This is a genomic window from Rhizobium sp. CB2179, assembly GCF_057653455.1.
The window spans coordinates 162,982-188,628 of record NZ_JBYGKR010000002.1; the positions used below are offsets into that span (position 1 = coordinate 162,982).

23 protein-coding genes are annotated in these 25,647 nt (G+C 59.8%); 12 read left to right on the top strand and 11 right to left on the bottom strand.

The features are described from left to right. Nucleotides 1–20: 20 nt before the first annotated feature. The 3 genes from AC244Q_RS24880 to melA form a co-directional block, all read right to left on the bottom strand. On the bottom strand, nucleotides 21–980 hold the full coding sequence (locus tag AC244Q_RS24880; protein WP_017996171.1) for an N-acetylglucosamine kinase: 960 nt from the start codon (nucleotides 978–980) through the stop codon (nucleotides 21–23). After that, the gene (locus AC244Q_RS24885) at nucleotides 977–1,771 is read right to left on the bottom strand and encodes a DeoR/GlpR family DNA-binding transcription regulator (RefSeq protein ID WP_017996170.1); all 795 of its coding nucleotides are present in this window, start codon (nucleotides 1,769–1,771) and stop codon (nucleotides 977–979) included. The genes AC244Q_RS24880 and AC244Q_RS24885 overlap by 4 nt, the downstream gene beginning before the upstream one ends. A 188-nt stretch (nucleotides 1,772–1,959) precedes the next feature. Then, entirely contained in the window at nucleotides 1,960–3,276 is a 1,317-nt protein-coding gene (gene melA, locus AC244Q_RS24890; protein ID WP_128406689.1) for an alpha-glucosidase/alpha-galactosidase, read from the bottom strand. A 99-nt stretch (nucleotides 3,277–3,375) separates the two neighbouring features. Here melA and AC244Q_RS24895 point away from each other — a divergent pair, with 99 nt between their 5' ends. Then, nucleotides 3,376–4,242, top strand: a complete 867-nt coding sequence (locus AC244Q_RS24895; protein ID WP_128406688.1) for a helix-turn-helix domain-containing protein — start codon at nucleotides 3,376–3,378, stop codon at nucleotides 4,240–4,242. A gap of 121 nt (nucleotides 4,243–4,363) precedes the next feature. Here AC244Q_RS24895 and AC244Q_RS24900 read toward each other — a convergent pair whose 3' ends face one another. The 6 genes from AC244Q_RS24900 to AC244Q_RS24925 are packed head-to-tail and all read right to left on the bottom strand — an operon-like array spanning nucleotide 4,364 to nucleotide 10,439. After that, a complete protein-coding gene (locus AC244Q_RS24900; protein WP_113545595.1) occupies nucleotides 4,364–5,035 on the bottom strand; it encodes a flavin reductase family protein in 672 nt (223 codons plus the stop codon). Between the two features lies 1 nt (nucleotide 5,036). After that, a complete protein-coding gene (locus AC244Q_RS24905) occupies nucleotides 5,037–6,461 on the bottom strand; it encodes a M24 family metallopeptidase (RefSeq protein ID WP_113545594.1) in 1,425 nt (474 codons plus the stop codon). A gap of 45 nt (nucleotides 6,462–6,506) precedes the next feature. Next, a complete protein-coding gene (locus tag AC244Q_RS24910) occupies nucleotides 6,507–7,328 on the bottom strand; it encodes an ABC transporter permease (protein ID WP_128406687.1) in 822 nt (273 codons plus the stop codon). Beyond that, nucleotides 7,321–8,148, bottom strand: a complete 828-nt coding sequence (locus AC244Q_RS24915; protein ID WP_113545592.1) for an ABC transporter permease — start codon at nucleotides 8,146–8,148, stop codon at nucleotides 7,321–7,323. Before AC244Q_RS24915 ends, AC244Q_RS24910 begins: the two co-directional genes overlap by 8 nt. Nucleotides 8,149–8,157: 9 nt before the next feature. Then, on the bottom strand, nucleotides 8,158–9,198 hold the full coding sequence (locus AC244Q_RS24920; RefSeq protein ID WP_128406686.1) for an ABC transporter substrate-binding protein: 1,041 nt from the start codon (nucleotides 9,196–9,198) through the stop codon (nucleotides 8,158–8,160). A 5-nt stretch (nucleotides 9,199–9,203) separates the two neighbouring features. Beyond that, nucleotides 9,204–10,439 carry an ABC transporter ATP-binding protein gene (locus AC244Q_RS24925; protein WP_128406685.1) on the bottom strand — a complete coding sequence of 412 codons (1,236 nt, stop codon included), beginning with the start codon at nucleotides 10,437–10,439 and terminating at the stop codon, nucleotides 9,204–9,206. Nucleotides 10,440–10,943: 504 nt separating this feature from the next. On the opposite strand from AC244Q_RS24925, the gene AC244Q_RS24930 reads away from it, so the two are divergent. The 4 genes from AC244Q_RS24930 to AC244Q_RS24945 all read left to right on the top strand — a co-directional run bounded on the left by AC244Q_RS24930 (nucleotide 10,944) and on the right by AC244Q_RS24945 (nucleotide 14,891). Further along, on the top strand, nucleotides 10,944–11,876 hold the full coding sequence (locus AC244Q_RS24930; protein WP_128406684.1) for an ABC transporter substrate-binding protein: 933 nt from the start codon (nucleotides 10,944–10,946) through the stop codon (nucleotides 11,874–11,876). 5 nt (nucleotides 11,877–11,881) lie between these two features. Beyond that, nucleotides 11,882–12,754 carry an amino acid ABC transporter permease gene (locus tag AC244Q_RS24935; protein WP_128406683.1) on the top strand — a complete coding sequence of 291 codons (873 nt, stop codon included), beginning with the start codon at nucleotides 11,882–11,884 and terminating at the stop codon, nucleotides 12,752–12,754. 88 nt (nucleotides 12,755–12,842) lie between these two features. Next, on the top strand, nucleotides 12,843–13,973 hold the full coding sequence (locus AC244Q_RS24940; RefSeq protein WP_017996159.1) for a sugar phosphate isomerase/epimerase family protein: 1,131 nt from the start codon (nucleotides 12,843–12,845) through the stop codon (nucleotides 13,971–13,973). 171 nt (nucleotides 13,974–14,144) lie between these two features. After that, the gene (locus tag AC244Q_RS24945) at nucleotides 14,145–14,891 is read left to right on the top strand and encodes a GntR family transcriptional regulator (RefSeq protein ID WP_041935772.1); all 747 of its coding nucleotides are present in this window, start codon (nucleotides 14,145–14,147) and stop codon (nucleotides 14,889–14,891) included. Nucleotides 14,892–15,072: 181 nt separating this feature from the next. Here AC244Q_RS24945 and AC244Q_RS24950 read toward each other — a convergent pair whose 3' ends face one another. Both AC244Q_RS24950 and AC244Q_RS24955 read right to left on the bottom strand, forming a co-directional pair. After that, nucleotides 15,073–16,032: an HD-GYP domain-containing protein gene (locus AC244Q_RS24950; protein ID WP_050563554.1), complete on the bottom strand. Its 960-nt coding sequence runs from the start codon at nucleotides 16,030–16,032 to the stop codon at nucleotides 15,073–15,075. 84 nt (nucleotides 16,033–16,116) lie between these two features. Beyond that, complete coding sequence (locus AC244Q_RS24955; RefSeq protein ID WP_128406682.1) at nucleotides 16,117–17,931, bottom strand: putative bifunctional diguanylate cyclase/phosphodiesterase; 1,815 nt, start codon at nucleotides 17,929–17,931, stop codon at nucleotides 16,117–16,119. A gap of 360 nt (nucleotides 17,932–18,291) precedes the next feature. Here AC244Q_RS24955 and AC244Q_RS24960 point away from each other — a divergent pair, with 360 nt between their 5' ends. From AC244Q_RS24960 to AC244Q_RS24990, 7 genes are all read left to right on the top strand, one after another. After that, nucleotides 18,292–19,827: a sensor histidine kinase gene (locus AC244Q_RS24960; RefSeq protein ID WP_012755681.1), complete on the top strand. Its 1,536-nt coding sequence runs from the start codon at nucleotides 18,292–18,294 to the stop codon at nucleotides 19,825–19,827. Nucleotides 19,828–19,993: 166 nt separating this feature from the next. Beyond that, on the top strand, nucleotides 19,994–20,317 hold the full coding sequence (locus AC244Q_RS24965) for an antibiotic biosynthesis monooxygenase family protein (protein ID WP_003562421.1): 324 nt from the start codon (nucleotides 19,994–19,996) through the stop codon (nucleotides 20,315–20,317). Nucleotides 20,318–20,463: 146 nt separating this feature from the next. Further along, entirely contained in the window at nucleotides 20,464–21,474 is a 1,011-nt protein-coding gene (locus tag AC244Q_RS24970; protein WP_128406681.1) for a LacI family DNA-binding transcriptional regulator, read from the top strand. Between the two features lie 42 nt (nucleotides 21,475–21,516). Beyond that, complete coding sequence (locus AC244Q_RS24975) at nucleotides 21,517–22,791, top strand: ABC transporter substrate-binding protein (RefSeq protein ID WP_128406680.1); 1,275 nt, start codon at nucleotides 21,517–21,519, stop codon at nucleotides 22,789–22,791. A gap of 72 nt (nucleotides 22,792–22,863) precedes the next feature. Continuing rightward, on the top strand, nucleotides 22,864–23,715 hold the full coding sequence (locus AC244Q_RS24980; RefSeq protein ID WP_012755684.1) for a carbohydrate ABC transporter permease: 852 nt from the start codon (nucleotides 22,864–22,866) through the stop codon (nucleotides 23,713–23,715). Then, nucleotides 23,712–24,569, top strand: coding sequence for a carbohydrate ABC transporter permease (locus AC244Q_RS24985; RefSeq protein WP_128406679.1), 858 nt, complete (start codon nucleotides 23,712–23,714; stop codon nucleotides 24,567–24,569). The genes AC244Q_RS24980 and AC244Q_RS24985 overlap by 4 nt, the downstream gene beginning before the upstream one ends. A 13-nt stretch (nucleotides 24,570–24,582) precedes the next feature. Further along, nucleotides 24,583–25,641: an ABC transporter ATP-binding protein gene (locus tag AC244Q_RS24990; protein ID WP_128406678.1), complete on the top strand. Its 1,059-nt coding sequence runs from the start codon at nucleotides 24,583–24,585 to the stop codon at nucleotides 25,639–25,641. Nucleotides 25,642–25,647: the final 6 nt, after the last annotated feature.

Consider the following 25,647-nt stretch of genomic DNA (forward strand, 5'->3'; position numbering starts at 1 on the left):
TTCATTATTCTTGAGCTCAATTACTGGGATGCGCAGTCACCGCCTTCGGCCGTGGCCACGATTTGCCCGAACCAGCCGTCGTCTAACGGCCAGTCGAGAAGTTGGGCGGCAGCCAGGAGCGCGCCGCCAATCGGGGGAAGTTTCGGCAAAGCCGGAGGCCTGCCAATTCGCCGTTCAAGCGCCTGCAAAAGAAGCCGGCTCGAAAAAGTACCGCCGGCATAGGTCCAGTCGGCATTCGGATCACAATGGCCGGCAATTGCCGCATGATGCTTCGCCAGTTCATCGGCGGCCTGCTCGATCAAGCCGACCGCCCCTTTATCGCCGCCAAGTGCGACCTGATCGACGAGGGCCGAAATTGCTGCAATATCCGCTCGTGGGTTCGCCAGGGAGCTGGCCCAATCGCCGAGCCCATTCATCGGATTGCTCAAGTCGATGCGAAGATGGTCAAACAAGGCCTTTGCGAGAGCCGTTGTCGGGGCACGCCCGTCCAGGCTTTGGCTGACGAGATTGAGCGCCCTCTGCCCGATCCAATGGCTGCTGCCCTCGTCACCGATGAGGTCTCCCCAGCCGCCGGTGCGCGCCGACTGGCCTTTGGAATTACGCGCCCATGCCATTGAACCCGTGCCGGAAAGAAGGAGGATACCCGGCTCGCCGGCAAAAGCACCAAGGTGCGCCGCGTCGACATCGTTGAGGACGCGGCGGTGGACGTTTAGGAACAGGCGCTCGATCGCATCGCGCTGTAGAGCCGACAAGCGCTCAACCTCGCCGTAGGCCGGCAGCGCCGCGGCGACGGCCGCCAGATTTCCTTCATCGAGAAAGGGAAGGAGATGCTGCTCCAGCTCCTGGAGCCAATTCGGATTGTCCATGGGATTGACGCCATGGCCACGGGAACGCCGCAATATCCGGCCACGCTTGTCCGCGAGGGCAACCAGCACCTTGCTTCCGCCACCGTCGATGCCGAGGATCAGCTCGTTGCTCACTCTTTCGCCCTCAGATCGGCGATCGTTGCGTCGACGCCGAAGTTGACAAGCTCGTCACGCCAATGCCGCGAAAGCCCGGAATCGGTAATGACTTTCGCGGTGTCCAGCGGCGCGACCTTGTAGGTCGCCGTGGTTCCGAATTTCGAGGAATCGGCCAGGACGAAACGATTGGCCGACCGAGCCAGCATGCGCCGGTTGAGGCTCGCTTCCGCACTGTCCACGCTGTAGATCGAGCCGTCGGAACTAATGGCGCTGGCGCCAAGAAAGAGCTGGTCGAACCATAAAGTTTCCAGCATTGCCTCCGCCTGAGGTCCGACAAGCGACGCATTCTCGCTGCGCAACTGACCGCCGAGAAGCACCACTTCCAAATTCGGAATATTCAGGAATTCCTGCGCTACCGTCAGGCCGTTGGTGAATATCCTGAGCGGCATGGGGTTGATGCGAACGAGGCGCGCAAGCTGCAGGACGGTGGTTCCCGCGTCGAGAAAGATCGCCGTACGCGGATGAAGCAAGTCGTAGGCGGCGGTGGCAATCGCCCGCTTCGCCGATAAATGGCGCTTTTCCCGCTCCTGAAATGCAACCTCAACCGACGATCCTTCGGCAATGCGCGCTCCACCATGCACGCGATCAATGGCGCCCTCCTGCTCAAGGATCTGCAGGTCTCTACGAACGGTGGCAAGCGATGCTCCGATCGCATCGGCAAGCGCCTGAATGGTCGAAAAGCCGTTCGCGTAGAGGTGGCTGCGAATGGCATCCAGTCGATCGACCTTCACTCCAACTGCCTGGCTCAACGAAAACCTCCCTCACGGCCGATCCCAATTTCGATCATGATTTCATTTCAAATGATCAATGTCAATCAATTTTCTGACGTTTTTTGATTTATTGGAGGGCGCTGGAATGAAAAAAACGCGCCGTGAATTCACGACGCGTCTAAACGAATGAACTGCGATGCGCTTGTGGCTGGCTTATCCGCGGGATCTCACTGATATCTCGGCAACAAATCGCCGTGGGCGACGATCAGGTCGTCGACAAGGTTCCAGATTTGGTCTGGCGACAATTCCGCAGACGTATGCGGATCGAGCAGAGCGGCCTGGTAGATGCGCTCGCGGTTTTTTGTCAGAGCCGCCTCGACCGTCAACTGCTGAACGGAAACGCTCAAGTTCATGACGGCGGAAAGCTGAGAGGGGATTCGACCGACCCGGACCGGCTGAATTCCGTTTCTGTCGACATGGCAAGGCACTTCCACGATGCATTCATCGGGCAGATTCTCGATCAGGCCGTTGTTTGGGACATTGCCGTATATCAGCGCCGGGTTGCCAGTGACCGCGGCATGAATGATGCCGGCGGCATATTCATTGCTGCGGCACACCTCGATCGGCTTGTCGCCTTCCAGTTCCTTGCGCAGGGCATGCCATTCTTCGATCTGCACCTCGCAGCGCCGGATGTATTCGTCCAACGGAATATTGAGCTGATCGATCAGATCCCCTCGTCCCTCCTTGATGTACCAGGAGGTATACTCGGAGAAATGCTCACTGGATTCGGTGACGAAGTGGCCGAGCCGTTTGAGCACATCGAACCGCACCCGATCGTCCGACGGGACGCGGCCATCGGCGGCGAGCGCGTTCAGTCTCGGATAAAGATCTTCCCGCCGCCCGTCGTTGTGAACTTTCTCATATTTCAGGAAGAAGGCGACGTGATTGATCCCGGCCGAAATATAGTTCACGTCGGCAATGTCCTCGCCGAGGCATTGCGCGAGATGCCCGGCTGTGTGCTGCACGCTATGACACAAGCCGACGGTGCGGATTTCCGGGGCCAGCTCCTTGATCGCCCAGCAGTTGATGGCCATCGGGTTGACGTACTGCATCAGAAGAGCCTGCGGGCAAACCTCCTGCATGTCTCGGCAGATCGCCTCAAGGACTGGTATCGTCCGCAAACCGCGGAAAATGCCGCCGATGCCAAGGGTGTCGGCGATCGTCTGACGCAAGCCGTATTTTTTTGGAATGTCGAAGTCCGTGACGGTCGCCGGTTTGTAGCCACCGACCTGCATCATGAGGATGACGAAATCGGAACCGCGTAGCGCTTCCCGCCGGTCGAGCGTGGCGTCGATCCTGACGTTTGAAAGCTTAAGCGACTCGCAGATCCGGCGAGCGACGATCTCTGAGGTCTTCAGCCGCTCTGGATCGATATCGAAGAGGCCGATGACGTAGTCGCCGCCTCTCTGCGAGGACAGGACGTCTCCCAGAATGTTCTGTGCAAAAACGGTGCTACCAGCGCCTACCAGGCAAATCTTCGGCATTGCAATCTCCCCAAGGGTTGTGATTGCTTATTGCTCCTTCTAGATCGAAATTTCTTCCTGACATAGGCCTATTAATTCCGGGATTCGAGTCTCAGACACATGAAACATACCCAAAGCCGCGGCGAATGGATTGGATCCCGAGGGCAGTTCCTGATCGAGCGTCACATCGCTGATGCGATGGCCGCACCGCACTGGCACGACCACGTTGAATTAAACCTGCTGATGGCGGGCCGGATGACCTACCTTTTTAATGGAAGGCAGGAACAGGTTGAGGCCGGCCGCCTGGTTTTATTCTGGGGCGCAATTCCGCATCAGACGATCGCTGTTGCCGAAAACGCACCGCTGGTGTGTCTCTATCTTCCCCTTATCGATTTCCTGGGTCTGCCGGTGGACAGAAAGGCCAGGCAGTCGATCATGCAGGGGAGGTTTCTGGCGCAGGCAAATCAGGAAACGATGGATGCGTTGACACTCCCGCGATGGGAAAAGGAATGGCAATTCGGCAGTGCGGCAAGACGGAAATTGATCGTCGAGGAAGTACGACTGCGAATACGGCGTCTGATCCTGGACAATGCCGAAATCGACAATTCGCCAACCAATGTCTCTCCGACATCGTTGGCCGGCCAGGCAGTGCGACACGTCGAGCTACTGATCGACCTCATCAATATCCGATATGCAGATCCGATTAGCGTACCCGATCTCGCCAAGCTTGCGGAAATGCATCCAAGCACCGCCAACAGCGCTTTCCGAAAGGTTTTGGGAATATCAGTCAACGAATACCTGACCCGACACCGGATTGCCCGGGCGATGCAGCTGCTGACGGACACGGAGGATCCCGTCCTCCAGATCGGCTTTGACTGCGGGTTTGGTTCCAGCAGTCGCTTTTACGAGATTTTCAAGGAGCGAACGGGTACGACACCCCGTCATTTCCGGGAAGCGGTGAACTCCAGGACCACTCCGGCGCCTTGATGCGATATGAACTGTCGACCTCCAAATTGCTCGCGGGATCGACAAGAACGAGTTGATGCTGGATATTCCGGCGTTAGGATCGGAGGCGGTCCGTGAAGAAAATCTCGGATTGGTGGCAAGCTCAAGCGGTGGCCGCATTCGAAAGCTGTTGGCGCAAAGCCCACTCCTCCTTCGTCAGAGTCTTGATGTCGAACTGGTCGCGCGTCCTGGCATAGGTGTGGCCGCCCATTCTGCCGACGGCATCCATTCGCTGCTGGTCGATGTGCAGGTTCGCCGGATTGACCGCATCGCTTCTGACATGGACACCGAGCACTTCGCCGAGGATGATTTCGCGGGCGGGGCCGACCTGCAGGGTCGTGTGGCGGCGGCATTCGAGTGCTGCGGGCGCTGCCAGGATGCGAGGGCTTCTGACCATCTGTCCCGGTACCGTTACCAGTCCGGCTTCGGAGAGTTCGTCGACCTCGGGCCCGAACTTGATGGCGCAGACCTCCATCTGGTCGACAAGGGCGTCATCGCAGATATGGACCGTAAACTCGCCGGTTTCGCGGATGTTGCGGGCCGTATCCTTGAAGCGCATGTCGGAATAGTTTTCGACGCCGATGGCGACAATCGCGGGATCATGGGTCAGAACGTTGAAGAAGCTGAACGGGCCGGCATTCGGCTTGCCATCCTTGCTCACCGTCGTCACCAGCGCGATCGGGCGGGGAATGACCGTGCCGATGAGGATCTTGTAACGCTCGCGCTCGGTCAGTTTGGCGAAATCGAAATGCGTGTGTTGTTTATGATGGGTCATCTCAGGCCTCGGCAGCGACGCGGTGGGTTTCAAGCGGGGTATGGCGGCTGAGGTTCTCAAAGCCGTCCTTGGTCACGACATACATGTCGCCGATATTGCAGCCGGCCGACAGCGGTTCCAGCCACTGCGTGTGCAGCACGAAGACCATGCCCTCCTCCATCCTGTCGTAGTTATGTGAGGAGATGTTGAAGCTGTTCTGGCCGCCTGCCATGCCGACCGAATGGCCGAGGTTCGGATTGTGCGGTCCGTGCGTTGCCGGATAGACGTGCATGAGTTTGCGGCCCTGCGCCTCCCAGTCTATGTCCTTCACATACTGATTGGGGATCAGGCGGGCCCCGCCGTCTTCCATCGGCGACCAGTTATAGGGCATGGTGCGCGCCTCGGGTGAGGTCAGCATGCCGCGCTCGATCATCGGTTCGAAGGCAGCATTGTTGACGTCGCGCATCAATGCGCCGGGCTTGATGAGCTTTTCGGCCCGCTTGACGCCCTCGGTGCAGGCGGCAAGCACCTCCTCCTGACGGCTGGTGATGTCACCAATCGCGATCATGCGGGCGGTCTGGGCGGTATAGCCGCGATAGGTGACGTTGGAGATGTAGAGGTTGATGAGGTCGCCTGAGCGGACGATGTGGCCATAGGGCTTGCCGCAATGGGTGCCGAATTCGTTGATGCCGATCTGGTAGCCGTCGCCGGTTTCGCCGCCGAGTGCCATCTGCGCATAGGTGAAGGCGGCGAGGATTTCATGGTCGGTCACGCCTGATTTTGCCACATGATAGGCAGCCTGCGTGCCGATGCTGATCAGCTGGGCGGCGGCGCGGAAGATCTCGATCTCGCGCGTCGAGCGGACCTTCTGCATGCGGTCGAGGATGGCGTTGTCGGCGACGAACTTGCTCTTCGGCATCAATTCCTCGAGTGCAGACCAGAAGGTCAGCGACGTGCGGTCGCCGATCCTGCCGATCTGGGCCTTGGTGAGACCGAGACTGGAGAGAACCTCGGCGCATTTTTCGGCAGTCTTGATGACGGAATCGCCGGGGCGGTCGGCATATTCGCGGCCGATCGGACCGATCTGCCAGATTTCGTCGACAAGAACGGGCTCGCCGCCCGGCGGGAGCAGGACGGACTGCGTGAAGAAGGAGAGAAGCACCATCGCCTTGTCGGCGTCGGTCGGGATGATCAGCACGCCTTCGCGCATCCAGTCGCAGATGTAACGCAGATAGGCGTTCGAAGCGTGGAACCAGCCGACGCTGCCGGCATGGACGATCAGCGCGTCATGACCGGCTTCGATCGCCTGACGGCGAATTCGGCGAAGGCGGTCCTCGAACTCTTCGACAGCAAGCGGCAGCGGCGCGGAGAAATCGAAATCCGGCTGGAAATCGGCCAGCAGCGATCCCATCCGATAGCCGCCTGCGTTTGTTGCGCGCATGTTCATCAGTGTGTTCCTTCCAAGTTCAGGCATAGGTCAATGGCGGATCGTTCAGGCCGGCCGCGGCGGCGCGAGAACGCGCCGGGCAACCAGCAGTCCGACCAGCGTCACGGCGATCAGAATTCCGGAGATTGCCGCGACGCGCACATCGAGGGATTCCTCGATCAAAGCGAACATGCGCAGCGGCAAGACGGTCGTTCGGGCATCGGCGAGGAAAAGCGATACCGACACATTGTCGAGCGACTGGATGAAGACGAGGAATGCCCCGGCCAGAATGCCGGGCATCAGCAGCGGCAGGGTGACGCGCCGCAGTGTCCTGAACCAGCTCGCGCCCATCGTCGTCGATGCCTCGGCAAGCGAGGGATTGAGACCCTCGGCGACGACTGAGGCGGCGCGGTACATCAGCGGCCCGAAGACCACGACATGGCCTGCTACGGTCAGCCAGAGCGACGGCTTGAAGCCGATGAAATTGGCGACGATTAAGGCGGCGAGGCCGTAGACCAGGCTCGGCAGGACGAGCGGGGCGAGCAGCAGCGGCTCGATGGTGCCGGCGGTGCTGCGCTTCATGCGCGTCATGCCGATGGTGGCCGGAACCGCAAAGATCAGCGATCCGAGGACGGCAAGGCCGGCAATCTTCAGCGAGTTCCAGGCGGCGATATGTTCGGTTGCCGAGCGAACGGGATCGAGCAGCGCCGCGTACCACCTGAGCGAAAAGCCCTGCGGCGGATATTTCAACGTCTGCCCCGAGGTAAACGACATCGTCAGCGCGATCACGATCGGTGCGACGAGATAGATGACGCAGAGCCCGCCAAATCCGTAGACGAATGCCTTGTAGAGCATGACGGGAATGGGATTTTCGCGACGATCAGCCATGACCGACCAACCTCCTGTGACGGGACATCGTGGTAAGGGCGACCAGCAGGCAGCCGGTGGACAGCAGCAGGACGACGGCGATGGCCGAGGCCAGCGGCCAGTCGAACAGCGTACCGACTTCGCGGTAGATCAACTGCGGAACATAGACGTTGCGCGCGCCGCCGATGACGGCCTGAGTAACGAAGGAGCTGCTGGTGCTGGCAAAGACGAGGATCCAGCCCGCCAGCAGGCCCGGCAGCATCAGCGGCAGAAGCACGGTCACAAGGATGCGCCAGGGACCGGCGCCGGAAACCTGGGCGGCTTCCGTCAGCTGGACGGGCGTGCGTGACAGGATGGCGATCAGCGGCAGGATGATCAGCGGGAGGTCGATCTGGCACATGGCCATGACCAGGCCGAGTTCGGTAAACAGCAGGCTGGTCGGCATTCCCGTCAGGCCGAGCGCAGCGAGCGCTTCGCTGATCGGCCCCTGGCGTCCGAGGATGACGATCCAGGCGAAGGTGCGCACAACGTTGCTGGTCAGCATCGGAATAAGCGTCAGGAAGATCAGCACCTGCCGCAGGTTTCGGCCGCCGTGCCAGTAGAGGAGTGCGATCGGCACGCCGAGCAAGGTCGTGCCGATGACGGTTTCGAGCCCGAGCCTTGCGGTATTGACGAGGACACGGAAATTGAACGCGTCGCCGAAGAAGCGGGCATAATGGTCGAGAGTCGCTCCGCCGGGACCGGCGAAGCTGAAACCGACGAGGACGGCGAGCGGCGTTGCGAAGAACGCCACGGAAAGCAACAGCATCGGTAGGACGTATGGGAAGCCGCTCGCCTTCATCACATCACCTCAACCGGCAACGAGGGCGTCGAACTGGCGAATCCAGTCGTCGCGGTTCTTGTTGATCGCGACCCAGTCCGGATAGACCATGGTCTTGATCTGGTCGCGGGTGACATAGGCTTCGATGCCAGGTGTCAGCGCCACATCCTTGTTGGTCGGGAACATCTCGGTCGGCGGCTCCTTGAGCTGGTCCTGGGCGGCCTTGGAGATCGCGGCATCCATATAGGCATAGGCCGCATCGAGATTGGCCGCGCCCTTGGTCAAGTGGATGTTGACGGGGGCCGCCGGCGAGCCGGTTTCGGGTTGGACGAACTCGGCGTTGAGGCCGAGGCTCTTCAGGCGGGCGACGTTGCCGGTCGAGCACATGAAAACGGCGATTTCACCCTGCTGAAACAGCGTCATCTGGTGGTTGGTGCTGTCGACCACGCCCTTCAGATGCTCCGGATGATCCTTGAACAGCTTGAAGACGGCGTCCATGTCGTTGGGGCCGGAACCGAAGATCTTGGCGATCTCGGTATAGGCCATGACGGCGGTGTTAGAGGCAAAGCCGGTCCAGGAAACCTTGCCGCTATAGGCCGGGTTTTCGAAGAGATCGCGATAACCCTTCGGCTTCGGAACGAGATCGGGATTGTAGGCGATGCCGTTGACTTCGATAGTCACGGTCGGGCCGTATTCGCCCTGGAAGGACGGATCGAGCATGCCCCAGTTCTTGAGCTTGCTCGGATCGATCTTCTGGATGAGATCCTTCTCGATGGCGACGGCCATCTGGCCGGGCGACATCAGCAGCGTGTCATAGGGCGGGTTGCCGGGGCTTGCCATGATCTTGGCAAGCTGGTCCTGCGCCATCGCCGGGGCAATCGTCAGGTCATAGCCTGCATCCTTGACCATCGGCGTCAGCACTGTGCGGTAAGCATCCTCCCAACTGCCTGGGAAAGTGGCGGCAACGGCTCCTCCGCCGGCAGCGCGGGCGGAAAGCGGAAGCATGGCCGATGCGGCGACACCGGCCGCCAGGAAACCGAACCCACGACGGGTAATCTGAAAGTCCTTCATCACGTTCACCTCTGTTGAATTGTTTCTTCACTCATGATTTCCGGTTCGGCCGGAAAGGCGTGACACCTTGCGGTGTCGATCTCGGCAAATAGCGGCGTTCCCGGTTCGGGAATGAATGTGGAGGGGCCTCTGACCTCGGAAGCGCGCAGGCCCGTGCCGTCTTCCAGAACAAGGTCATGGACGAGGGAAGGGCCGAGCGGCACGGAAACCGTCATGCGAACGGGCAGGGTACTCTCGCTCGGCTGCGTCGACAGGCGAACTTCCTCCGGCCGGAAGGTGATCGTGACCTTCGAGCCGAGGGTGAAGTTCAGCCGGCGCGGCAGGAGCAGGGTCCGGTCATTCGCAAGGCCGATCAGCGTGCTCTCGGCATCGAGCCGCAGCACCGTTCCATTGAGCAGGTTTGCCTGGCCGATGAAGGTGTTGACGAAGAGCGTCTTCGGGCGGTCATAGACGGTCATCGGCGTGTCGATCTGCTCGACATTGCCCTTGTTCATCAGCACCAGGCGGTTTGCGAGGCTCTGAGCCTCCTCCTGGTCGTGCGTGACGATCAGCGTCGTGATGCCGAGCGTCTTCTGCAGGTGCAGTAGCTCGACCTGCAGATCGAAACGCAAGGCGCGGTCGAGCGCGCCGAAGGGTTCGTCGAGCAGAAGAAGGGACGGGCGCCCGGCGATGGCGCGGGCGACGGCGATGCGCTGCTGCTGACCGCCGGAGAGTTCCCGCGGCAGGCGGTTGCCGTAATCCTTGAGCCTGACGAGAGACAGCATCTCCTCGACGCGCGCCTTGCGCTCAGCGCGAGGAAGCTTCTGGCAGGCGAGCGGATAGGCGATGTTTTCAGCGACCGTCAGATGCGGAAACAAAGCATAGTTCTGGAAAACCATGCCGACGCCGCGTGAGCGGGCCGAGACATCGGCCAAGTCCTTCTCCCCGAGCACAATCCTGCCAGTCTTCGGCTGGATCAGCCCGGCAATGGCGCGCAGCACGGTCGACTTGCCGCAGCCGCTCGGCCCAAGCAGGGCAACGATCTCGCCGGCCTCGATATCGAAGGCCACATCGCTGATGGCATTCTGGCCACCATAGCTGTGTGTGAGGCCCTGAACGCTGAGCCGTTTGCGTTCAGCCATATTCGGTATGCCTGGCATAGGGCCTCCCTGGTGCTGGGTCGAGGTCACGGATTGCTGCGCGGTCTCCGGGACAAGACGGAGATGCGGTCCGGCGAGAAATTTTGCGTCGAGCTTGTTCATGAGAAACGACTTGCAAGCGGCGTGCCAGTTTTGTCCTTCGCCGCTGACGGCGATAACAAGTCTATGAAAATAAATAGATATTTGTGACTTACAAACTTGCGAAAGTTTGTAATAATAATTATTCTATTTAGAATGCGCATTTACTTTTTGTATAAATTTTCGCCAGCCTCGTATATTAAATGGGCATCAGATAGAAACAGCCACGGCCCCTGAACGGGCGATCAAGCGCCGAAAAGCGCGGGGTTTGGCATCTGAAGAGGTGTTTTTGGGTCTTGTGAGCGAATGCGGCGGTCAAAAGTGATGCGGCAGGGCCGGCAAGCGTAAAAATTGTGCATCATATGTTCGAAACTTCATGCGAAATATATTGCGAAACTCTATCAGAAATGTCGTCATCAACAAAAATCCTATTGATATCATATAATTATTGACGCGCCACTGCAGGTGGCACGGCGATTGCATGGATGATCCCGAGAATGCACCGGTACAAAAATGAAAGGGGATCACATGATGCGCATTCATAAAATCTTGAAGGCCGGGGTTGCCGGAGCGATGGTCTCTTTGATCGCGGCCTCTGCTTATGCCGCCGGAGGTGCCGCTGAGAAGATGACGCCCGATGCCGATGTCGCCAAGCTCCCCGGTGTCGTCCTCACGCAGAAACTGGCCGACGGGCTGCCGCCCTCCATCAAGTCATCGGGCGTGCTGAAGGTCGCGACCGACCTGACGCCGCCGATCAGCTTTCACGGCGAAGACGGCAAGCTGATCGGCATCGATGCCGATATTGCTGCCGCAGTCGGCGTCATCCTGGGTGTCGATGTTGAGATGACCGATGTCGGGGCGGGTGCGGCGATCGTGCCCTCCATATTGGCGAAGCGCTTCGACCTCTCGATCTCGGGCATCAACGACGATCCGGAGCTGGAAAAGCAGGTCGACGTCATCGACTATATGTATGACGCGACGACGATCATGACGATCAAGGACAATCCTCTCGCCATTAAGGGCCTGGAGGATCTGTGCGGCAAGAAGGTCGCCGTTCCCGTCGGTACCTTCCAGGCGAAGATGGTCGAGGCGGCATCGGCCAAATGCGCGACCCCGGTCAACATCATGTCGATTCCGAAAATGCCGGATGTGCTGCAGGCCGTCCGCACCGGGAGGGCTGACGCCACGGTCAACGGTTACGCCACCAGTGTCTACACCACCGAACACCAGACCGGAAACGGCAAGGGCCTGCAGGCGCTGCCGGATATCCGCCTTGCCGTCGGTTATCTCGGCATGCTGACCGCCAAGGACAATCCGCAGCTGCGCGACAGCGTCGTTGCCGCCTTACAGCAGATGGTGGACTCCGGCGCCTACGAGACCATCATGAAGAAGTGGAGCCTCGGACCGCTGGCCGTGAAGACCGTCAAGGTCAATGATGCCGCCAACATGCCTGCGGATTGACGCCGATGGCCCTGTTTGAAGCGTCACCCATATCGCTCTCCCTTGCGCCATCGGTCGGAAGACCGATGCGTTGGGGACAGATCGCAACCGGTGCCATCGCGATTTCAGCGCTGGCCTTCTTTGCGCTCGTCGTCGGGCAGAGCCAGAGCATCCAGTGGTCCGAGATCCCCCGCTATCTGGTGGATCCTTCGATCCTGCGCGGCGTGCTGCTGACGCTTGAACTGACGGCTGGCGCCATGGTGTTTGGCATCGTACTCGGATGCCTGCTGGCGCTGATGGCGACGAGCCAGAACCCGGTTCTCAAGGTGATCGCCGCCGGCTTCGTCTGGTGGTTTCGCGGCGTGCCGTTGATTGTCCAGATCTTCATCTGGTTCAATATCGCCCTCTTCATCCCGCAGGTCGGGATGGGAAGCTTCACCATTTCGATCAACGATCTGGTGACGCCGGCCCTGGCCGGCTTCCTCGCACTCGGGCTGCATGAAGCCGCGAACATGTCGGAGATCATCCGCGGCGGCCTGGTCGCAGTCGATCGCGGCCAGCGCGAAGCGGCAACGGCGCTCGGGCTGAAAAAGACACAGACCTTTCTCACCGTCATCATGCCCCAGGCCACGCGTATCATCGTGCCGCCGACGGGGAACCAGGCCATCGGCATGCTGAAGGCCAGCGCCATCGTCTCGGTCATCGGCATGCAGGATCTGCTGACGCAGGCCCAGGCAATCTACGCCCGGAACTTCCTCGTCATCGAACTGCTGTTCGTCGCCTCGATCTGGTACCTCGCCATCACGACCGTCGCATCCATAGGCCAGCACTATCTCGAAAAGAGTCTCGTTCCGAAAGGCCGGACAGCAGAGAAGCCTCGTGCTCCCGGACGGGCGTGATCGCGGATCCATCGACGTGAATTGAGATCAACAACGAAGGGGTCGCCAGTGCAGCGCGCCCCATCAGGAAACAGCAGAGGAGCATGACATGAAATTGGGAATCGACAGCATAAAGCTGCCCGAGTCAAAGAAGCGGGGGCCTCTGGCAAGCCTCGATCACGTCAAGGAACTTGGGCTCGCAGGCATTTTCTTCAGTACGGCGCTGGACATGAGCCCCGATCTCGACAGCGGCCTGCTGCGCGACATCAGGGCGAAGGCCGACGACCTTGGCCTCTATCTCGAAAGCGGCATCGGCAAGATCAATCCCTATTGCAGCGCCGAGGAACCGGCGCTGCGGGCAGCCGGCGGCGGCGATATCATTGCCGGTTTCACGCGCATGATCGAGGCAAGTGCCGCGATCGGCTGCCATGAGCTCTGGGTTGCTCCGGGCAATTTCAAGAGCGAATATCGCGGCCGGCTGGCCAATGACCGCTTCCGCACCGATGTGACCTGGGAAGAGCAGTTGATCGGGATCGAAAAGGTCCTCCGCAAGCTGGCGCCCGTCGCGCGCGCCAATGGCGCGCACATGAACATCGAAACCCACGACGAGATCACCTCCTTCGAGATCCTGCGATTGATCGAGAAGGTCGGCGCCGATTGCGTCGGCGTCGTCTTCGACACGGCAAACGGACTGCAGCGGGGCGAGCATCCGGTCTTCGCCGCCAAGCGCCTGGCTCCCCATATCCGACAGACCCATATCAAGGATGCCTATGTCGGCCGCGCTCCGGGTGGTCTCGATTTCCAGACCAGACCCGTTGGCGGCGGCATTGTCGATTTCGCCGCGATCCTTCCCATTCTCAGCGACGCCAACGCCGCGCTGAACCTATCGCTGGAGGTTGCCCAGTCTGTCGCCGACAAGCCTCGCAAGGCCAATCCACGCCAGTGCATCGAGATCGACGATCCGGTCTGGCGAGCTGGCCACCCGGACCTGACGGCGGATGAGCTTGCGGCCTACATGGCGATGGTGGATGCCTATGAAAAGCGGGTCGCCTCCGGAGCGGTTCTCGACTGGGAAGCCTATGAGAGCAGCCGCTACGGCTACCCGACCTATGAGGTGCAATCCTACGGTTTCGACGAGGCGATTGGTTTCATCAAGCAGTCGGCCCGCCACATCGAGGCTATTTGCGCCGAAAAGGGTATTACCTTGTCCCCGCCGGCAAAAGAACAAAAGGCAGCCTAGCCTTTGAAGATAGCGCGGGCGGATATTTTTGTCGGCGCCTTCAATTGGGATTTCTATCAAAATGCAGTGGTTGCGCAGAAACATTCTTATAGAAATAATTACGACGAACGGATATTCGGTGCACGAGTAACTGGACGCAAAACATTACCGAGGCTTGAAGTGGTGAAGGCAATAAGGAAGACGCGCCGTCAAAGCGTCAAGGCGCCACCCGCGTCCATTGGGGCGGTCGATAGCGCCGACAACAACGACGACGTCTCCGAGCGCATTCGCGCCACGCTGGCGGCAGCTATCGGTGAAGGCGCCTTAAAGCCGGGCACGAAAATCCTGGAGGAGGCGATAGCGGAGCATTTTGGCGTTAGCCGCACGGTCGTACGCGGCGCGCTCGGTGTTCTCGAAAGTGATCACCTCCTGGAGCGAAAGAGAAACCGCGGCACTTTTGTTGCCGAACCCAGCATTGCCCAGGCCAAGAACCTGTTCGAAGCCCGCCGAAAACTTGAAGGACTTCTGCTGGAGCTCGTTATTGCACGGGCAACGGCCGAACAACTCGATGCCCTGCAAAAACTGACCGACGAAGAAGAGCACATCCATCATCATGGTGATGAGAAATCCAAGACGGTTCTGTCTGGCAAATTTCATATCGTACTCGCCGAAACCGCCGGAAATCCTGTCTTGACGGAAATGCTGTCGAAGATCGTCGCTCGCCTGTCCCTCGTCATGTCCTTGTACGAAGAAGAGCGTAAGGACGATTGCGGCGCAGACCACCACCGAATGATCGTGGCGGCGCTGAAGGCCAAGGACCTGGCGAAGGCTCAGCAACTAATGGACCATCACCTGGCCGATATCGAGGGCCGAGTGCGGCTCACCGAAGGACACGGTGATCGGCATACGTTCCTGGCTGTCCTGGAGAACTTCTCGTAGTTTCGAACGTCGCTCTCCGAATAAGATATGCCCATCAATGTTCGCTTTGATGGGAATCAAACCGACGAGATGGAGATCGGTTCTTGTGACCCCGGCCCTGCTGCCGAAATGACCGCCGATCCGGAGCGGAGTTGCAATTGACGTTTGGCCGGTGCGACGCGCCGTATGGCAAATGACGGATCTATTGCAGCGTGCCGCTGATCACCATTTTTGACACGAATGCGGAAAGAAGCTGGCTATCGAAATGGCCCGGCGAATTCATCATCATGTTGATCGCCTCTGCTTGTGAGAAGGCGCGCTTATACGGCCTGATGGTGGTCAGCGCTTCGTAAACGTCACAAATCGCCGCAAGCCGGGCGACGTAAGGGATCTTCTTTCCGGCGAGGCGACCAGGATAGCCGGAGCCATCGAACTTTTCGTGGTGGTAGCGACAGATGTCGAGCACCGGCTTCGGGACATGGGCGACATGGGAAACCAGCTCATATCCCCGCTGAGGGTGCCCGCGCACAAGATCCATTTCCTCGGCCGTCAGTTTACCGGGTTTCGTCAAGATGTCGTCCGGAAGCGCCATTTTTCCAAGATCGTGAACCAGTCCACCCAGTCCCAATACCCGCACATCCTCTTCTCCATGACCGAGGCTGCGCCCCAGGGTGATCATCAATGCGCTAACCGCCAGCGAGTGGAGGAACGTCAGCTCATCTTTTTCCTTCAGCTTGGCGACTGCGATCAGCGCACCCGCATTGTCGAAGGCTGCCGACATGATCCGCTCCACAGCTGCGCTTGCCGCATCACTGGCGAAAGAGGCTTTGATCCTGGCATGGGCAAGCATATGACGGATCTGCGGTCTCGTATCCTCGACGCATTCCCTCGCCTGCTTGATATCCTTGGCCGAAAACACGGCACGAAGCTGGGCGTCAAACGCAGCCCGGTCGATGTCCTGTGCCCCGCCCGGATCGACATCCGCGCCCTTTCCGACGTCGATAACAACAGTCATGAGGCGGCTTGCCATCAAATTCTCGACCTGACCGGTGGCCGATATCAGGAACGGCTTGAACCGGCGTGTCCTGTCTTCTCCCTCAATTTCGACGTCCTCAACATACATTCCGACCCGCAATTGGCTGACATGTATCCGTTTTCGCATCTCTGATCCGTTCAAAGTGATCTTGGTATTCAAGCGTTGTCTCAGGTATCCGGGGCCGGCCCGAGCGCGAAAACCTCGCTCAGGCTATAGGGCTCCGGCACGGGTCTTGTCTTGGTTGAGCCGTTGTCCATGCTGCTCTAAAAAGGCCGCGGCAACCGTTCGATCGACGGCTTTCGAAAATAGATAGCCCTGCCCGAGCTTGCAGCCGAGCTGGCTCAATTGAGCAGCTTGGGGTTCTGTTTCAATCCCCTCTGCGACGACCCGGATTCCCAGCTTGTGAGCTATTCCGATCAAGCCCTCAACGATGAAGGTCCCAGCATCGCCCGGCACCATGCGGTCGATGAAGGACTTGTCGATCTTGATGATGTCGACCGGCACCGTCAGCAGGTGGGTCAAAGACGCGTAACCCGTGCCAAAGTCGTCGAGGGCAACCCGCAAGCCCTTGGACCGAAGAGCCTTTATCTCGTCCGCGACGACATAGTCCCGTTGTCCGAGATAAACCGATTCCGTCACTTCGAGGATGATGTGCTTGAGGGGAACCTCCGCTTCCCCGAAAATTCGGCACAGCCTGTCTTGCAGATTACCGCCACGAAAATCTGCCGCGGACAGGTTGATGCCTACATGCTGGAGAGGAAGGCCTCGGGCGAGCCAGCTGCGGATGTCTTTCGCAACCCTCAGCAACATCCGTTCGGTCAGCTCAGCAGCAATATGCGCGTCTTTCGTCGCCTCATGGAAATGCGCTGCGGCTATGATTTCGCCGGAAGGCGTGGTCATTCGACACAAGGCTTCGAAACCGACAATTTCGCGCGTATCCAGGCGCAAGATCGGCTGGTAATGCGCATCGATCCGATCGTCTTTCAGGGCGACGCCCACGTCCCGAACCGCCCTGAAGCGTCTGGTCAGGGCGGTGCCCAGGCCGGGATAGTGTTGCACGTATCGGCCGCGATTGTGTTCTTTTGCATGATAGAGCGCCACATCGGCGTTCTGGCGGGTCTGGTCAGGGTTTGTTTCCGTCTCTGCCAACGCGCCGCCAATCGTCGCGGCGGGAAAGACGACATGACCGTCGCAGGTTGAAGGAGAAGACAGTGCTGTGAGGATGTCGGTCGCGCTCGCCTTCAGATCAAGGTTTTTGTCGCCCGACACAATGACAGCAAACTCATCTCCACCGAGCCTAAAGGTGTTTTTGGTGCCTGCTGTCGTGGCGACCCGGTCTGCGACCACTTGAATCAATGCGTCGCCGGCTGCGTGCCCGAACGTGTCGTTCACGAGTTTCAAGTTGTCGATGTCAACAAGCAAGATGCCCCAGGCGCGCCGGGATCGAGGCAGCTCTTCGGCGAGAAGCTGGTTGAAACGAGCGCGATTCGACAGGCCCGTCAAAGCGTCGCTGTATGTCAGCCGCTGACGTTCCATCACCCGCTCTTCGCGATCGATGGCGATCGTGCAGAGATGGGCACAAGCCTCGACGAGGTCCCGTTCGACGACCTTCGGACCGCGGCGGTCTCGATAGTAGAAGGCGAAGGTGCCGATCACCCGGCCGCCGCTCTTGATTGGGCTGGACCAGCAAGCCCGCAACCCCAGCGGAAGCACCAGAGACTTGAAATCCTGCCAACGAGGATCGGTCTCAATATCGGTGACAACGACCGCTTCTCCAAAATAGGCAGCAGCGCCACAGGAGCCCGCAAGAGGACCGGCTTGAAGATTGTCGACAGCCGCTGAGTAGTCAGGCGGCAGGGAAGGTCCGGCAAGTGTGTGGAGACGGCTCCCGTCGAACGTCAGCACCGAAGCGATGATCCCAGGAACGGCGGCCTCAACCTTAAGGCAAAGTTGCTCGATCGTTGCTGCCAGCGGTTCCCCTTTGGCAATCATTTCCAGAATGGCATTCTGCAACTCAAGGATCATGACGTTACTTCCCGGAAGGAGACCCTGCCTACCAAACCGACTTTCAAATCAGGTTACGCCGTTGATTAGATTTTGATCGAATAAACGCCGAATGATCGGTTCGGGACCTGTCGTGGCGAGCTTCGCGTGCGAAAGCTCTCCAGCATTCTGACCTCCTTCTCGGAGTGAGATTGACCGATGTCACGATCGTTCTCTAAAGACGGTTATGAAATGCAATCCTCAGTCGCGCTCTTGAGGGCGCCGAGTCGGGAGCACGGCATAATTTTCGAGAGTCAGAAATCAGCTTATCGGATATGGTTCTAAATGCGTTGCAATGTCACCATCTGGCTGTCGCCGCACAAATGGAAATTGGCCTAAAAGATGATCGGTGGCGATAAATACGTTGGCTCCGTAGGAAAAGCATCGCTCGCGATCATCGCGCTGATGTTTCTGTCACTGACCACCCTTTTGTCGCTCTGGCTCATTTCCAGTTACGAGACAGCTGTTCGCCGGGGCGATGAGCGTGTCAGCGCGGCTTCCAAAATCGTTGCAGCGAACGCGAACTGGTTGAATTCCCTTGCTCGGGAGACCCTGCACCGAATTGATGATGCTCTGGGGCCGAGTATGTCTTTGCCCGGGCCGGATCGCGTGCGCGATCTCGACGCTGCCGTCTACGACCTTCCTCCTCAGGCGACTGCCTATGTCATCGGAGCCGTTGGAGAAACGCTCTACTCAAATGATCGCGATATCCGGCCGGTCAACGTTACGGATCGCGACTACTTCGTTCGGCTGAGAAACGGTGCTGACGAATATACATCGCCGCTGATCATCAGCCGCCTTTCCCAGCGGCAGATATTCGTCTTCAGCCGCAGGCTGGAACGAAATGGCGAGTTCGCCGGCGTCGCCGTGATTGCCTTCGACGCGAGCATCCTAAGGCCAATATGGGACGCGGTGGCGATAGGCGAGAACTCGATTGTCAGCCTCATAAGACGCGACGGGCAACTTATCGCCCGATACCCGGAACCTGCCGGACCAGTCGATATGCGAAACCACAAGCTGTTTACCGACTATATGAGGAAGGCGACATCAGGCACATATCGCTCCGTGTCGCCAGTCGATGATGAAGATCGCCTGGTTGGATACCGAATCCTCGAACGCACCCCTTTCGTGGCCATTGCTTCGGCAGATATCCATGTGATCATGCAGCCCTTTTGGGAGGATGCAAAAATCGCGGCTTTGTTGGTCGCTTTCGCCCTCGTCGGCGCTTTGGCCGCTGCATTGTGGATTCAGAACCTGATCAAGGTAGACACATTGCACACCAAGCAGCTTGCGGATGCGTTGCGGTCAAATAAAACGCTCATGCGCGAGATACACCATCGAGTGAAGAACAACCTGCAGACGGTGATGGCCCTGCTGCGCTTGCAGGGTTTTGAACCGGAGGCTGTTCAAAAATTAAATGAGCGCATTTCTGCGATGTCTGCCGTTCACGAGCAGATGTACGGCTTCGACCAGTTTAGCGGAATATCTGCTCGAGAGTTCATTCCATCATTCGTTAGGACGCTCGTCGACGTCCATGGCCGCGCCGTTTCCGTCGACTTTGAAATCGACGACATCGTGATTGCAGCCGACAAGGCAACGCCGTTTGCCCTCTTGCTCAACGAGTTGATTGCCAACAGCATGAAATACGCGTTCGACGGCCGAGCATCCGGAAACATTCGCGTCATGCTGCACGTGACCGAAGGAGAGGAATCCCAACTTACCGTCGCTGACGACGGGATTGGATTCGATGGTCGATCGGACAGCGCCGGGATGGGGACGCGGCTGATTAAAGCCTTCGTCAATCAACTGCATGGCGAGGCGAGATATAGTCGCCTGGAAGGGACGCAGTTTACGGCAACACTCAAGCTTGCCGATTGAGCGAGAGAAGCCACCTCCCTGCCCAAAGCAAGCCTTGGGTTATCCCGCCGTGTCGGGAGCACTTTTCATTGGGTTGGAGCGACACATTTTCCAGATGGCCTGCCGCTCGTGCGGGATTGTTCCTCGCCGTCGGCTTGCTTCGTTCAGGTGTCACTGGGAGCAAAACATGACGAATGTTCCAACCATAGCCCGTATCTGGCGTGGCCGCACCAAGCCGGAATTTGCCGATGAATACGAGGCTTACAATCGCGCTGAGGGAATTCCGCCACTGCTTAAGACGGCGCTCGGCGTCCAATTGTTACGCGAAGATCGAAAGGATGAAACATGGTTCACGACGATCTCCTACTGGGCCGACATGCAATCGATGACGGCGTTTACGAAAGGTGATCCGGAGCAGGTTCATCATCTGGCGCGAGATGCAGAACTGCTGTGCGAACTTCCGGAGCGTATCCAGATACACAAGATAGTGGTCCCTCCCAATCTGCGTTGAGAATCCTTGGCCGCTTTCCGAGTCTTGCGCCCTTCCGCTAATCCAAAGATAATCATGGATTCCGGCGCGTCTCATGGAGCCAAAACGTTTTGGCTTGACTCCCAAAACGTTTTGGAGAATCTTTTTCTCAATTTGGGAGGAAGATCTTGGCCAATCTCAAACAGCTCGCGCAATCGCTGGGACTGTCGATCACCACGGTATCGCGGGCGCTCGATGGTTATGCCGATGTGTCGGCCGCCACGCGCGAACGGGTTCGAGAGGCTGCCGACAAGGTCGGCTACCGGCCGAATGCTTCGGCGAGGCGCCTCCGCAGGCAGCGCGCCGAACTGGTTGCGGTCACGCTGCCGAGCGATCCTGGCCATATCGGTCCTCCGCATTTCCTCGATATGTTGTCCGGCTGTGCCGAACACCTTGCCGCTGCCGGCCTCAATCTGGTGATTGCGCCGGTGCCGCGCGGCGAGAGCGAACTCGACATCTGCCGCCGCTTCGTCGATGGCCGCCGCGTCGACGCCATGCTTCTCGTCCGCACCAAACGCAAGGACGAGCGCGTCGAATTTCTGCAGTCGCGCGGCATTCCCTTCGTCACCAACGGCCGCACGGAAAGCCTGCTGTCCCATCCCTATATCGACGGCGACGGTTTTGCCGGCTTTCGAGCCGCGACGCTGCGCTTCCATGCTGCCGGCCACCGCCGTATCGGCCACATCGCCGGCCCGCAGGAATATTACTTCGCACATGACCGCTGCCGTGGCTGGCGGGCGGCGATGGAGGAATGCGGCCTTGCCACCGACCTCTGCGCCGAAGGCGCGCCGTTGGAACAGGGCGGTTATCTCGCCGCACTCGAACTTCTGCGCCAACCCTCGCGTCCGACCGCACTCGTTTGCGCCACCGACGAAATGGCGATCGGAGCGCTCCGGGCGCTACGCGAGGTCGATGGCGGCAACCAGATCAGCATTGTCGGCCATGACGACCTGGCAATGGGCGCCTTCACAAGCCCGCCGCTGTCGACCATGCGCATGACCGGCGAAAACCTCGGCGCGAGCTTCGCCTCGCTGTTGCTGCGCGCCATTGCAGGCGAACCTGCCGAAGAACTCCAGGAGCTTCACGCGATCGAATTCGTCGATCGCGACAGCCATCGCCGTCCCGCCAAGGCGGCATAGACAGCCGTGCATCTCAAACAAAGAACAATGAAGGAGGAGAAGATGAAACATATCATGTCATTTGGAATTCTGGCTTCCACGGTGCTGGCCTTCGCCTCGCCGGTGCTGGCCCAGACCGTTTTCGTATCCACCCAGCTTCGTCCGATCGAGGAGGCGACCGTCGTCCGCGAGGAACTCCTGAAGGACGTCGGCTCGGTTGACTATGTGGTCGAGGAACCACCGCAGTTTGCGGTGCGCATGGAAGCCGAGCGTCAGGCCGGCAAGCACACCGTCAGCCTCGCCGGCGCGCTGCATGGCGAGCTCTCGCCGCTTGCCGACAAGGACACGCTCGAGCCGCTCGATGACCTTGCCAAGAAGTTGGCAGCGAGCGGCATGCCGCAGTCGCTGCTCGATCTCGGCAAGCTCGGCAAATCGACCCAGCAGTATATTCCCTGGATGCAGGCGACCTATGTGATGGCCGCCAAGAAGGAAGCGCTGCAATACCTGCCTGATGGCGCCGACGTGAACGCGCTGAACTACGATCAGCTGATCGAGTGGGGCAAGAACATGCAGGAGGCCACCGGCCAGCCGCAGATCGGCTTCCCCGCCGGCCCGAAGGGGCTGATGGCGCGTTATTTCCAGGGCTATTTCTATCCCTCCTTCACAGGCGGTGTCGTGCGTACTTTCCAGAGCGCCGATGCGGCCGCCGGCTGGGAGAAGCTGAAGGTGCTGTGGGCCTATGTGACACCGAACTCGACCAGCTACGACTTCATGCAGGAGCCGCTCGCTGCCGGCGAAGTCATGGTTGCCTGGGACCACATCGCCCGGCTGAAGAATGCCATTTCCGCCGCACCGGATGATTATGTGGTCTTCCCCGCTCCCGCCGGTCCGAAGGGCCGCGGCTACATGCCAGTCGTCGCCGGTCTCGCCATTCCGAAGGGCGCGCCTGACAAGGCCGGCGCAGAAAAAATCATCGAGCACCTGTCCATGCCGGACACGCAGCTCCTGACCGCCTCCAAGGTCGGCTTCTTCCCGACCCTCAACGTCAAGCTGCCGCCGGATCTCGATGCCGGCGTCGCCCTGCTCGCCGGTGCCGTCACCGCCACCCAGGCCTCCAAGGACGCGGTCATCTCGCTGCTTCCGGTCGGCCTCGGCGACAAGGGCGGCGAGTTCAACAAGGTCTACATGGACAGTTTCCAGCGCATCGTGCTGCAGAACGAGCCCATTGCAGACGTGCTGAAGGCCCAGGGCGCGACGATGGCCAAGCTGATGACCGACACCAAGGCTGCCTGCTGGGCGCCTGACGCCAAGAGCGACGGCCCCTGCCCGGTTCAATAAACCCACTTAGCAAGCGTCCGGGCGAAATGCCCGGACGCTCTTTCACCCCTCTGCTCGTCGAGGCGGGAGCCGATGACCAATAGCCGACCCTGGATCCCCTATCTGCTGATCCTGCCATCCGTCGCCTTCCTGGCACTGCTGTTTGTCGTGCCGCTGGTGCAGACGATCTGGCTGGCGGTGTCGGATAATGGCGCGCCGTCGCTTGCGAATGCCGAGCGCATGGTCACCGACATCAACTTCACCCGCTCGGTGAAAAATACCTTCCTGCTGACGATCGCGGTCGTGCCGGTGCAGATCGCCCTTGCGCTGGCCATGGGCACGATGGTCGCCAAGGTCGGCCGCGGGCGCGAGACGATCCTGTGGATCTGGACGATCCCGCTCGGCATTTCCGATCTCGCCGCCGGTCTCGTCTGGCTGTCGATCCTGCAAAATACCGGCTATCTGAATTCGCTGCTCTTCGGCCTCGGCATCATCAGCCGGCAGGCAAGCTGGCTCTCCTACCAGACGCCGGTCGCGCTCTTCATCGCGATTGCAGTTGCCGAAATCTGGCGCGGCACGGCAATCGTCATGGTCATCATCGTTGCCGGCCTCAACCAGGTGCCGAAGGAGTTCAAGGAAGCCGCCGAAATCTTCGGCGCGGGTCCGTGGACGCGTTTCTGGCGCATCACCCTGCCGCTGATCCGCCCCGCGCTGCAATCGGCGCTGATCCTGCGCACCGTGCTCGCCTTCGAGGTCTTCGCGGTGGTCTATGCGCTCGGCGGGCGCAATTTTCCGGTCCTCGTCGGCGAGGCCTACAACTGGCAAAACCAGAACCAGAATTACAGCGTCGCTGCTGCCTACGCGGTGCTGATCATGATCATCTCGCTTGCCGCCACGCTTATCTATCTCAAAGCCCTGAAGGTCGATCCGGAGCGCCTGCCATGACCACGGATACCATCAGCACGACCACAGACACCCCTAAAGCCGCCAGCTTCGTCTCCTCACGGCGCTGGCTTTTGTGGAGCGGCATCGCCGCCCTCTGCGCCTGGGTGCTGGTGCCGATCTATCTGGTGGCGCTCGGGGCGCTCGGTGGTCGCCAGGGCGTCTATGTCTGGCCGAAGACCGGTCTTCCCGCCGGCATATCGCTCGAGCCCTTTTTTCTCTTTCTGAAGACCGAAGGCGTCGTCCAGTCCTTCCTCAATTCGCTGGGGGCAGCCGCCATCACGGTGGCGCTTTCGATCCTGCTCGGCGCGCCGGCAGGTTACGCGCTCGCCCGCTACGATTTCCGCGGCAAGGACAGCTACCGCCTTCTGGTGCTGCTGACCCGCGCCTTTCCGCTGGCGATCCTGGCCTTGCCGCTGACGGTCTCCTTCATCCGGCTCGGCCTCTACGATACGATCCTCGGCGTCGGCCTTATCCATACGGTTCTGGCGCTGCCTTTTGCCGCACTCGTCACCCAGGGCATTTTCCTCGGGGTACCCAAGGAGTTGGAGGAAGCCGCCTGGGTGTTCGGCTGCACCCGCATTCAGGCCTTCTTCAAGGTGGTGGCACCCTTGGCCCTGCCGGGCATCGTCGCGACCGCCGTCTTTGCCTTCGTCATCTCGTGGAACGAGGTTTTTGCCGCCTCGGTGCTGACGGTGCGCAACCGCACGCTGACCTCCTACCTGCTGACCGTGCTTTCGGAAAGCCCGATGCATTACCGCTTTGCCGGGGGCCTGATGCTCATCCTTCCATCGGTTGTCTTCATCTTCGCGGTCAGGCGCTACCTCTTCGCGATCTGGGGCATTTCCTCCAAATAACGGGACCAGAGATATGGCCAACATTGTCATCGACCGCATCCGCAAGAGCTTCGGAGCCTTCCAGGCGCTGAAAGAGGTCTCGCTGACGATCAACGACGGCGAATTCGTCTCGCTGCTCGGTCCGTCCGGCTGCGGCAAGACCACGCTGCTGCGCATCATCGCCGGCCTCGAGACCGCAACATCGGGAGATATCCGCATCGGCGACAAGTCGGTGATCGGCTTGCCTCCCAAGGATCGCGGCCTTGCGATGGTCTTCCAGAACTACGCCGTCTTTCCGCACATGACGGTCTATGAGAACGTCGCCTTCGGACTGCGGATGCAGAAGGCCGACGACGGACGCGTGAAGGCGCAGGTCGAGAAGGCCGCCGGCCTCCTGCATATCGAGCAATATCTCGACCGCTACCCGAACAAGCTTTCCGGCGGCCAGCGCCAGCGCGTCGCGGTCGCTCGCGCCCTTGCCGTCGAACCGAAGGTTCTGCTGATGGACGAGCCGCTTTCGAACCTCGACGCGCTGCTCCGCCTCGAAATGCGCACCGAACTCAAGACGGTGCTGCAATCGGCCGGCACCACGACGATCTACGTCACCCACGACCAGACCGAAGCCATGGGCCTTTCCGACCGCATCGCCGTCATGCATGGCGGCGTGGTCGAACAGGTCGGCCATCCGGTCGAGATCTACAACCACCCGGCGACACGTTTCGTCGGCGGCTTCATCGGCAACCCGCCGATGAATTTCATCAAGGTGCCGGTGACAAACAGCCAGGTGGCGGCAGGCGCCGTACAGCTTGTCGCGCCGCGGGGGTCCGGCAATGAAGTGATCCTTGGCCTGCGCGGCGAAGCCGTCGAACTCGCGCCGCTGCCGCAGGGTCTCGAAATGCGGGTGCGCGTTGCCGAACCGATGGGCTCGCACCTGCTTCTGACCGGCTCGATCCACGACCAGCCGGTGCGCGTCATCCTGCCGGCCTCGGAGACCGTAAAGAGCGGCGACACGATCGGTCTGAAGCTCGACCAGAAGCGCATCATCTGGCTTTCACCCGAAAGCGGCAAGTCCTTTCCGGCCCTCTTGGCCTAAGAATAC

Bases quoted from the DNA above. Each gene is read 5' to 3' on its own strand.
- melA (WP_128406689.1), bottom strand. From the start codon at position 3,276: ATGCCGAAGATTTGCCTGGTAGGCGCTGGTAGCACCGTTTTTGCACAG.
- AC244Q_RS24895 (WP_128406688.1), top strand. From the start codon at position 3,376: ATGAAACATACCCAAAGCCGCGGCGAATGGATTGGATCCCGAGGGCAG.
- AC244Q_RS24900 (WP_113545595.1), bottom strand. From the start codon at position 5,035: ATGACCCATCATAAACAACACACGCATTTCGATTTCGCCAAACTGACC.
- AC244Q_RS24905 (WP_113545594.1), bottom strand. From the start codon at position 6,461: ATGAACATGCGCGCAACAAACGCAGGCGGCTATCGGATGGGATCGCTG.
- AC244Q_RS24910 (WP_128406687.1), bottom strand. From the start codon at position 7,328: ATGGCTGATCGTCGCGAAAATCCCATTCCCGTCATGCTCTACAAGGCA.
- AC244Q_RS24915 (WP_113545592.1), bottom strand. From the start codon at position 8,148: ATGAAGGCGAGCGGCTTCCCATACGTCCTACCGATGCTGTTGCTTTCC.
- AC244Q_RS24920 (WP_128406686.1), bottom strand. From the start codon at position 9,198: ATGAAGGACTTTCAGATTACCCGTCGTGGGTTCGGTTTCCTGGCGGCC.
- AC244Q_RS24925 (WP_128406685.1), bottom strand. From the start codon at position 10,439: ATGAACAAGCTCGACGCAAAATTTCTCGCCGGACCGCATCTCCGTCTT.
- AC244Q_RS24930 (WP_128406684.1), top strand. From the start codon at position 10,944: ATGATGCGCATTCATAAAATCTTGAAGGCCGGGGTTGCCGGAGCGATG.
- AC244Q_RS24935 (WP_128406683.1), top strand. From the start codon at position 11,882: ATGGCCCTGTTTGAAGCGTCACCCATATCGCTCTCCCTTGCGCCATCG.
- AC244Q_RS24940 (WP_017996159.1), top strand. From the start codon at position 12,843: ATGAAATTGGGAATCGACAGCATAAAGCTGCCCGAGTCAAAGAAGCGG.
- AC244Q_RS24950 (WP_050563554.1), bottom strand. From the start codon at position 16,032: ATGCGAAAACGGATACATGTCAGCCAATTGCGGGTCGGAATGTATGTT.
- AC244Q_RS24955 (WP_128406682.1), bottom strand. From the start codon at position 17,931: ATGATCCTTGAGTTGCAGAATGCCATTCTGGAAATGATTGCCAAAGGG.
- AC244Q_RS24960 (WP_012755681.1), top strand. From the start codon at position 18,292: ATGATCGGTGGCGATAAATACGTTGGCTCCGTAGGAAAAGCATCGCTC.
- AC244Q_RS24965 (WP_003562421.1), top strand. From the start codon at position 19,994: ATGACGAATGTTCCAACCATAGCCCGTATCTGGCGTGGCCGCACCAAG.
- AC244Q_RS24975 (WP_128406680.1), top strand. From the start codon at position 21,517: ATGAAACATATCATGTCATTTGGAATTCTGGCTTCCACGGTGCTGGCC.
- AC244Q_RS24980 (WP_012755684.1), top strand. From the start codon at position 22,864: ATGACCAATAGCCGACCCTGGATCCCCTATCTGCTGATCCTGCCATCC.
- AC244Q_RS24985 (WP_128406679.1), top strand. From the start codon at position 23,712: ATGACCACGGATACCATCAGCACGACCACAGACACCCCTAAAGCCGCC.
- AC244Q_RS24990 (WP_128406678.1), top strand. From the start codon at position 24,583: ATGGCCAACATTGTCATCGACCGCATCCGCAAGAGCTTCGGAGCCTTC.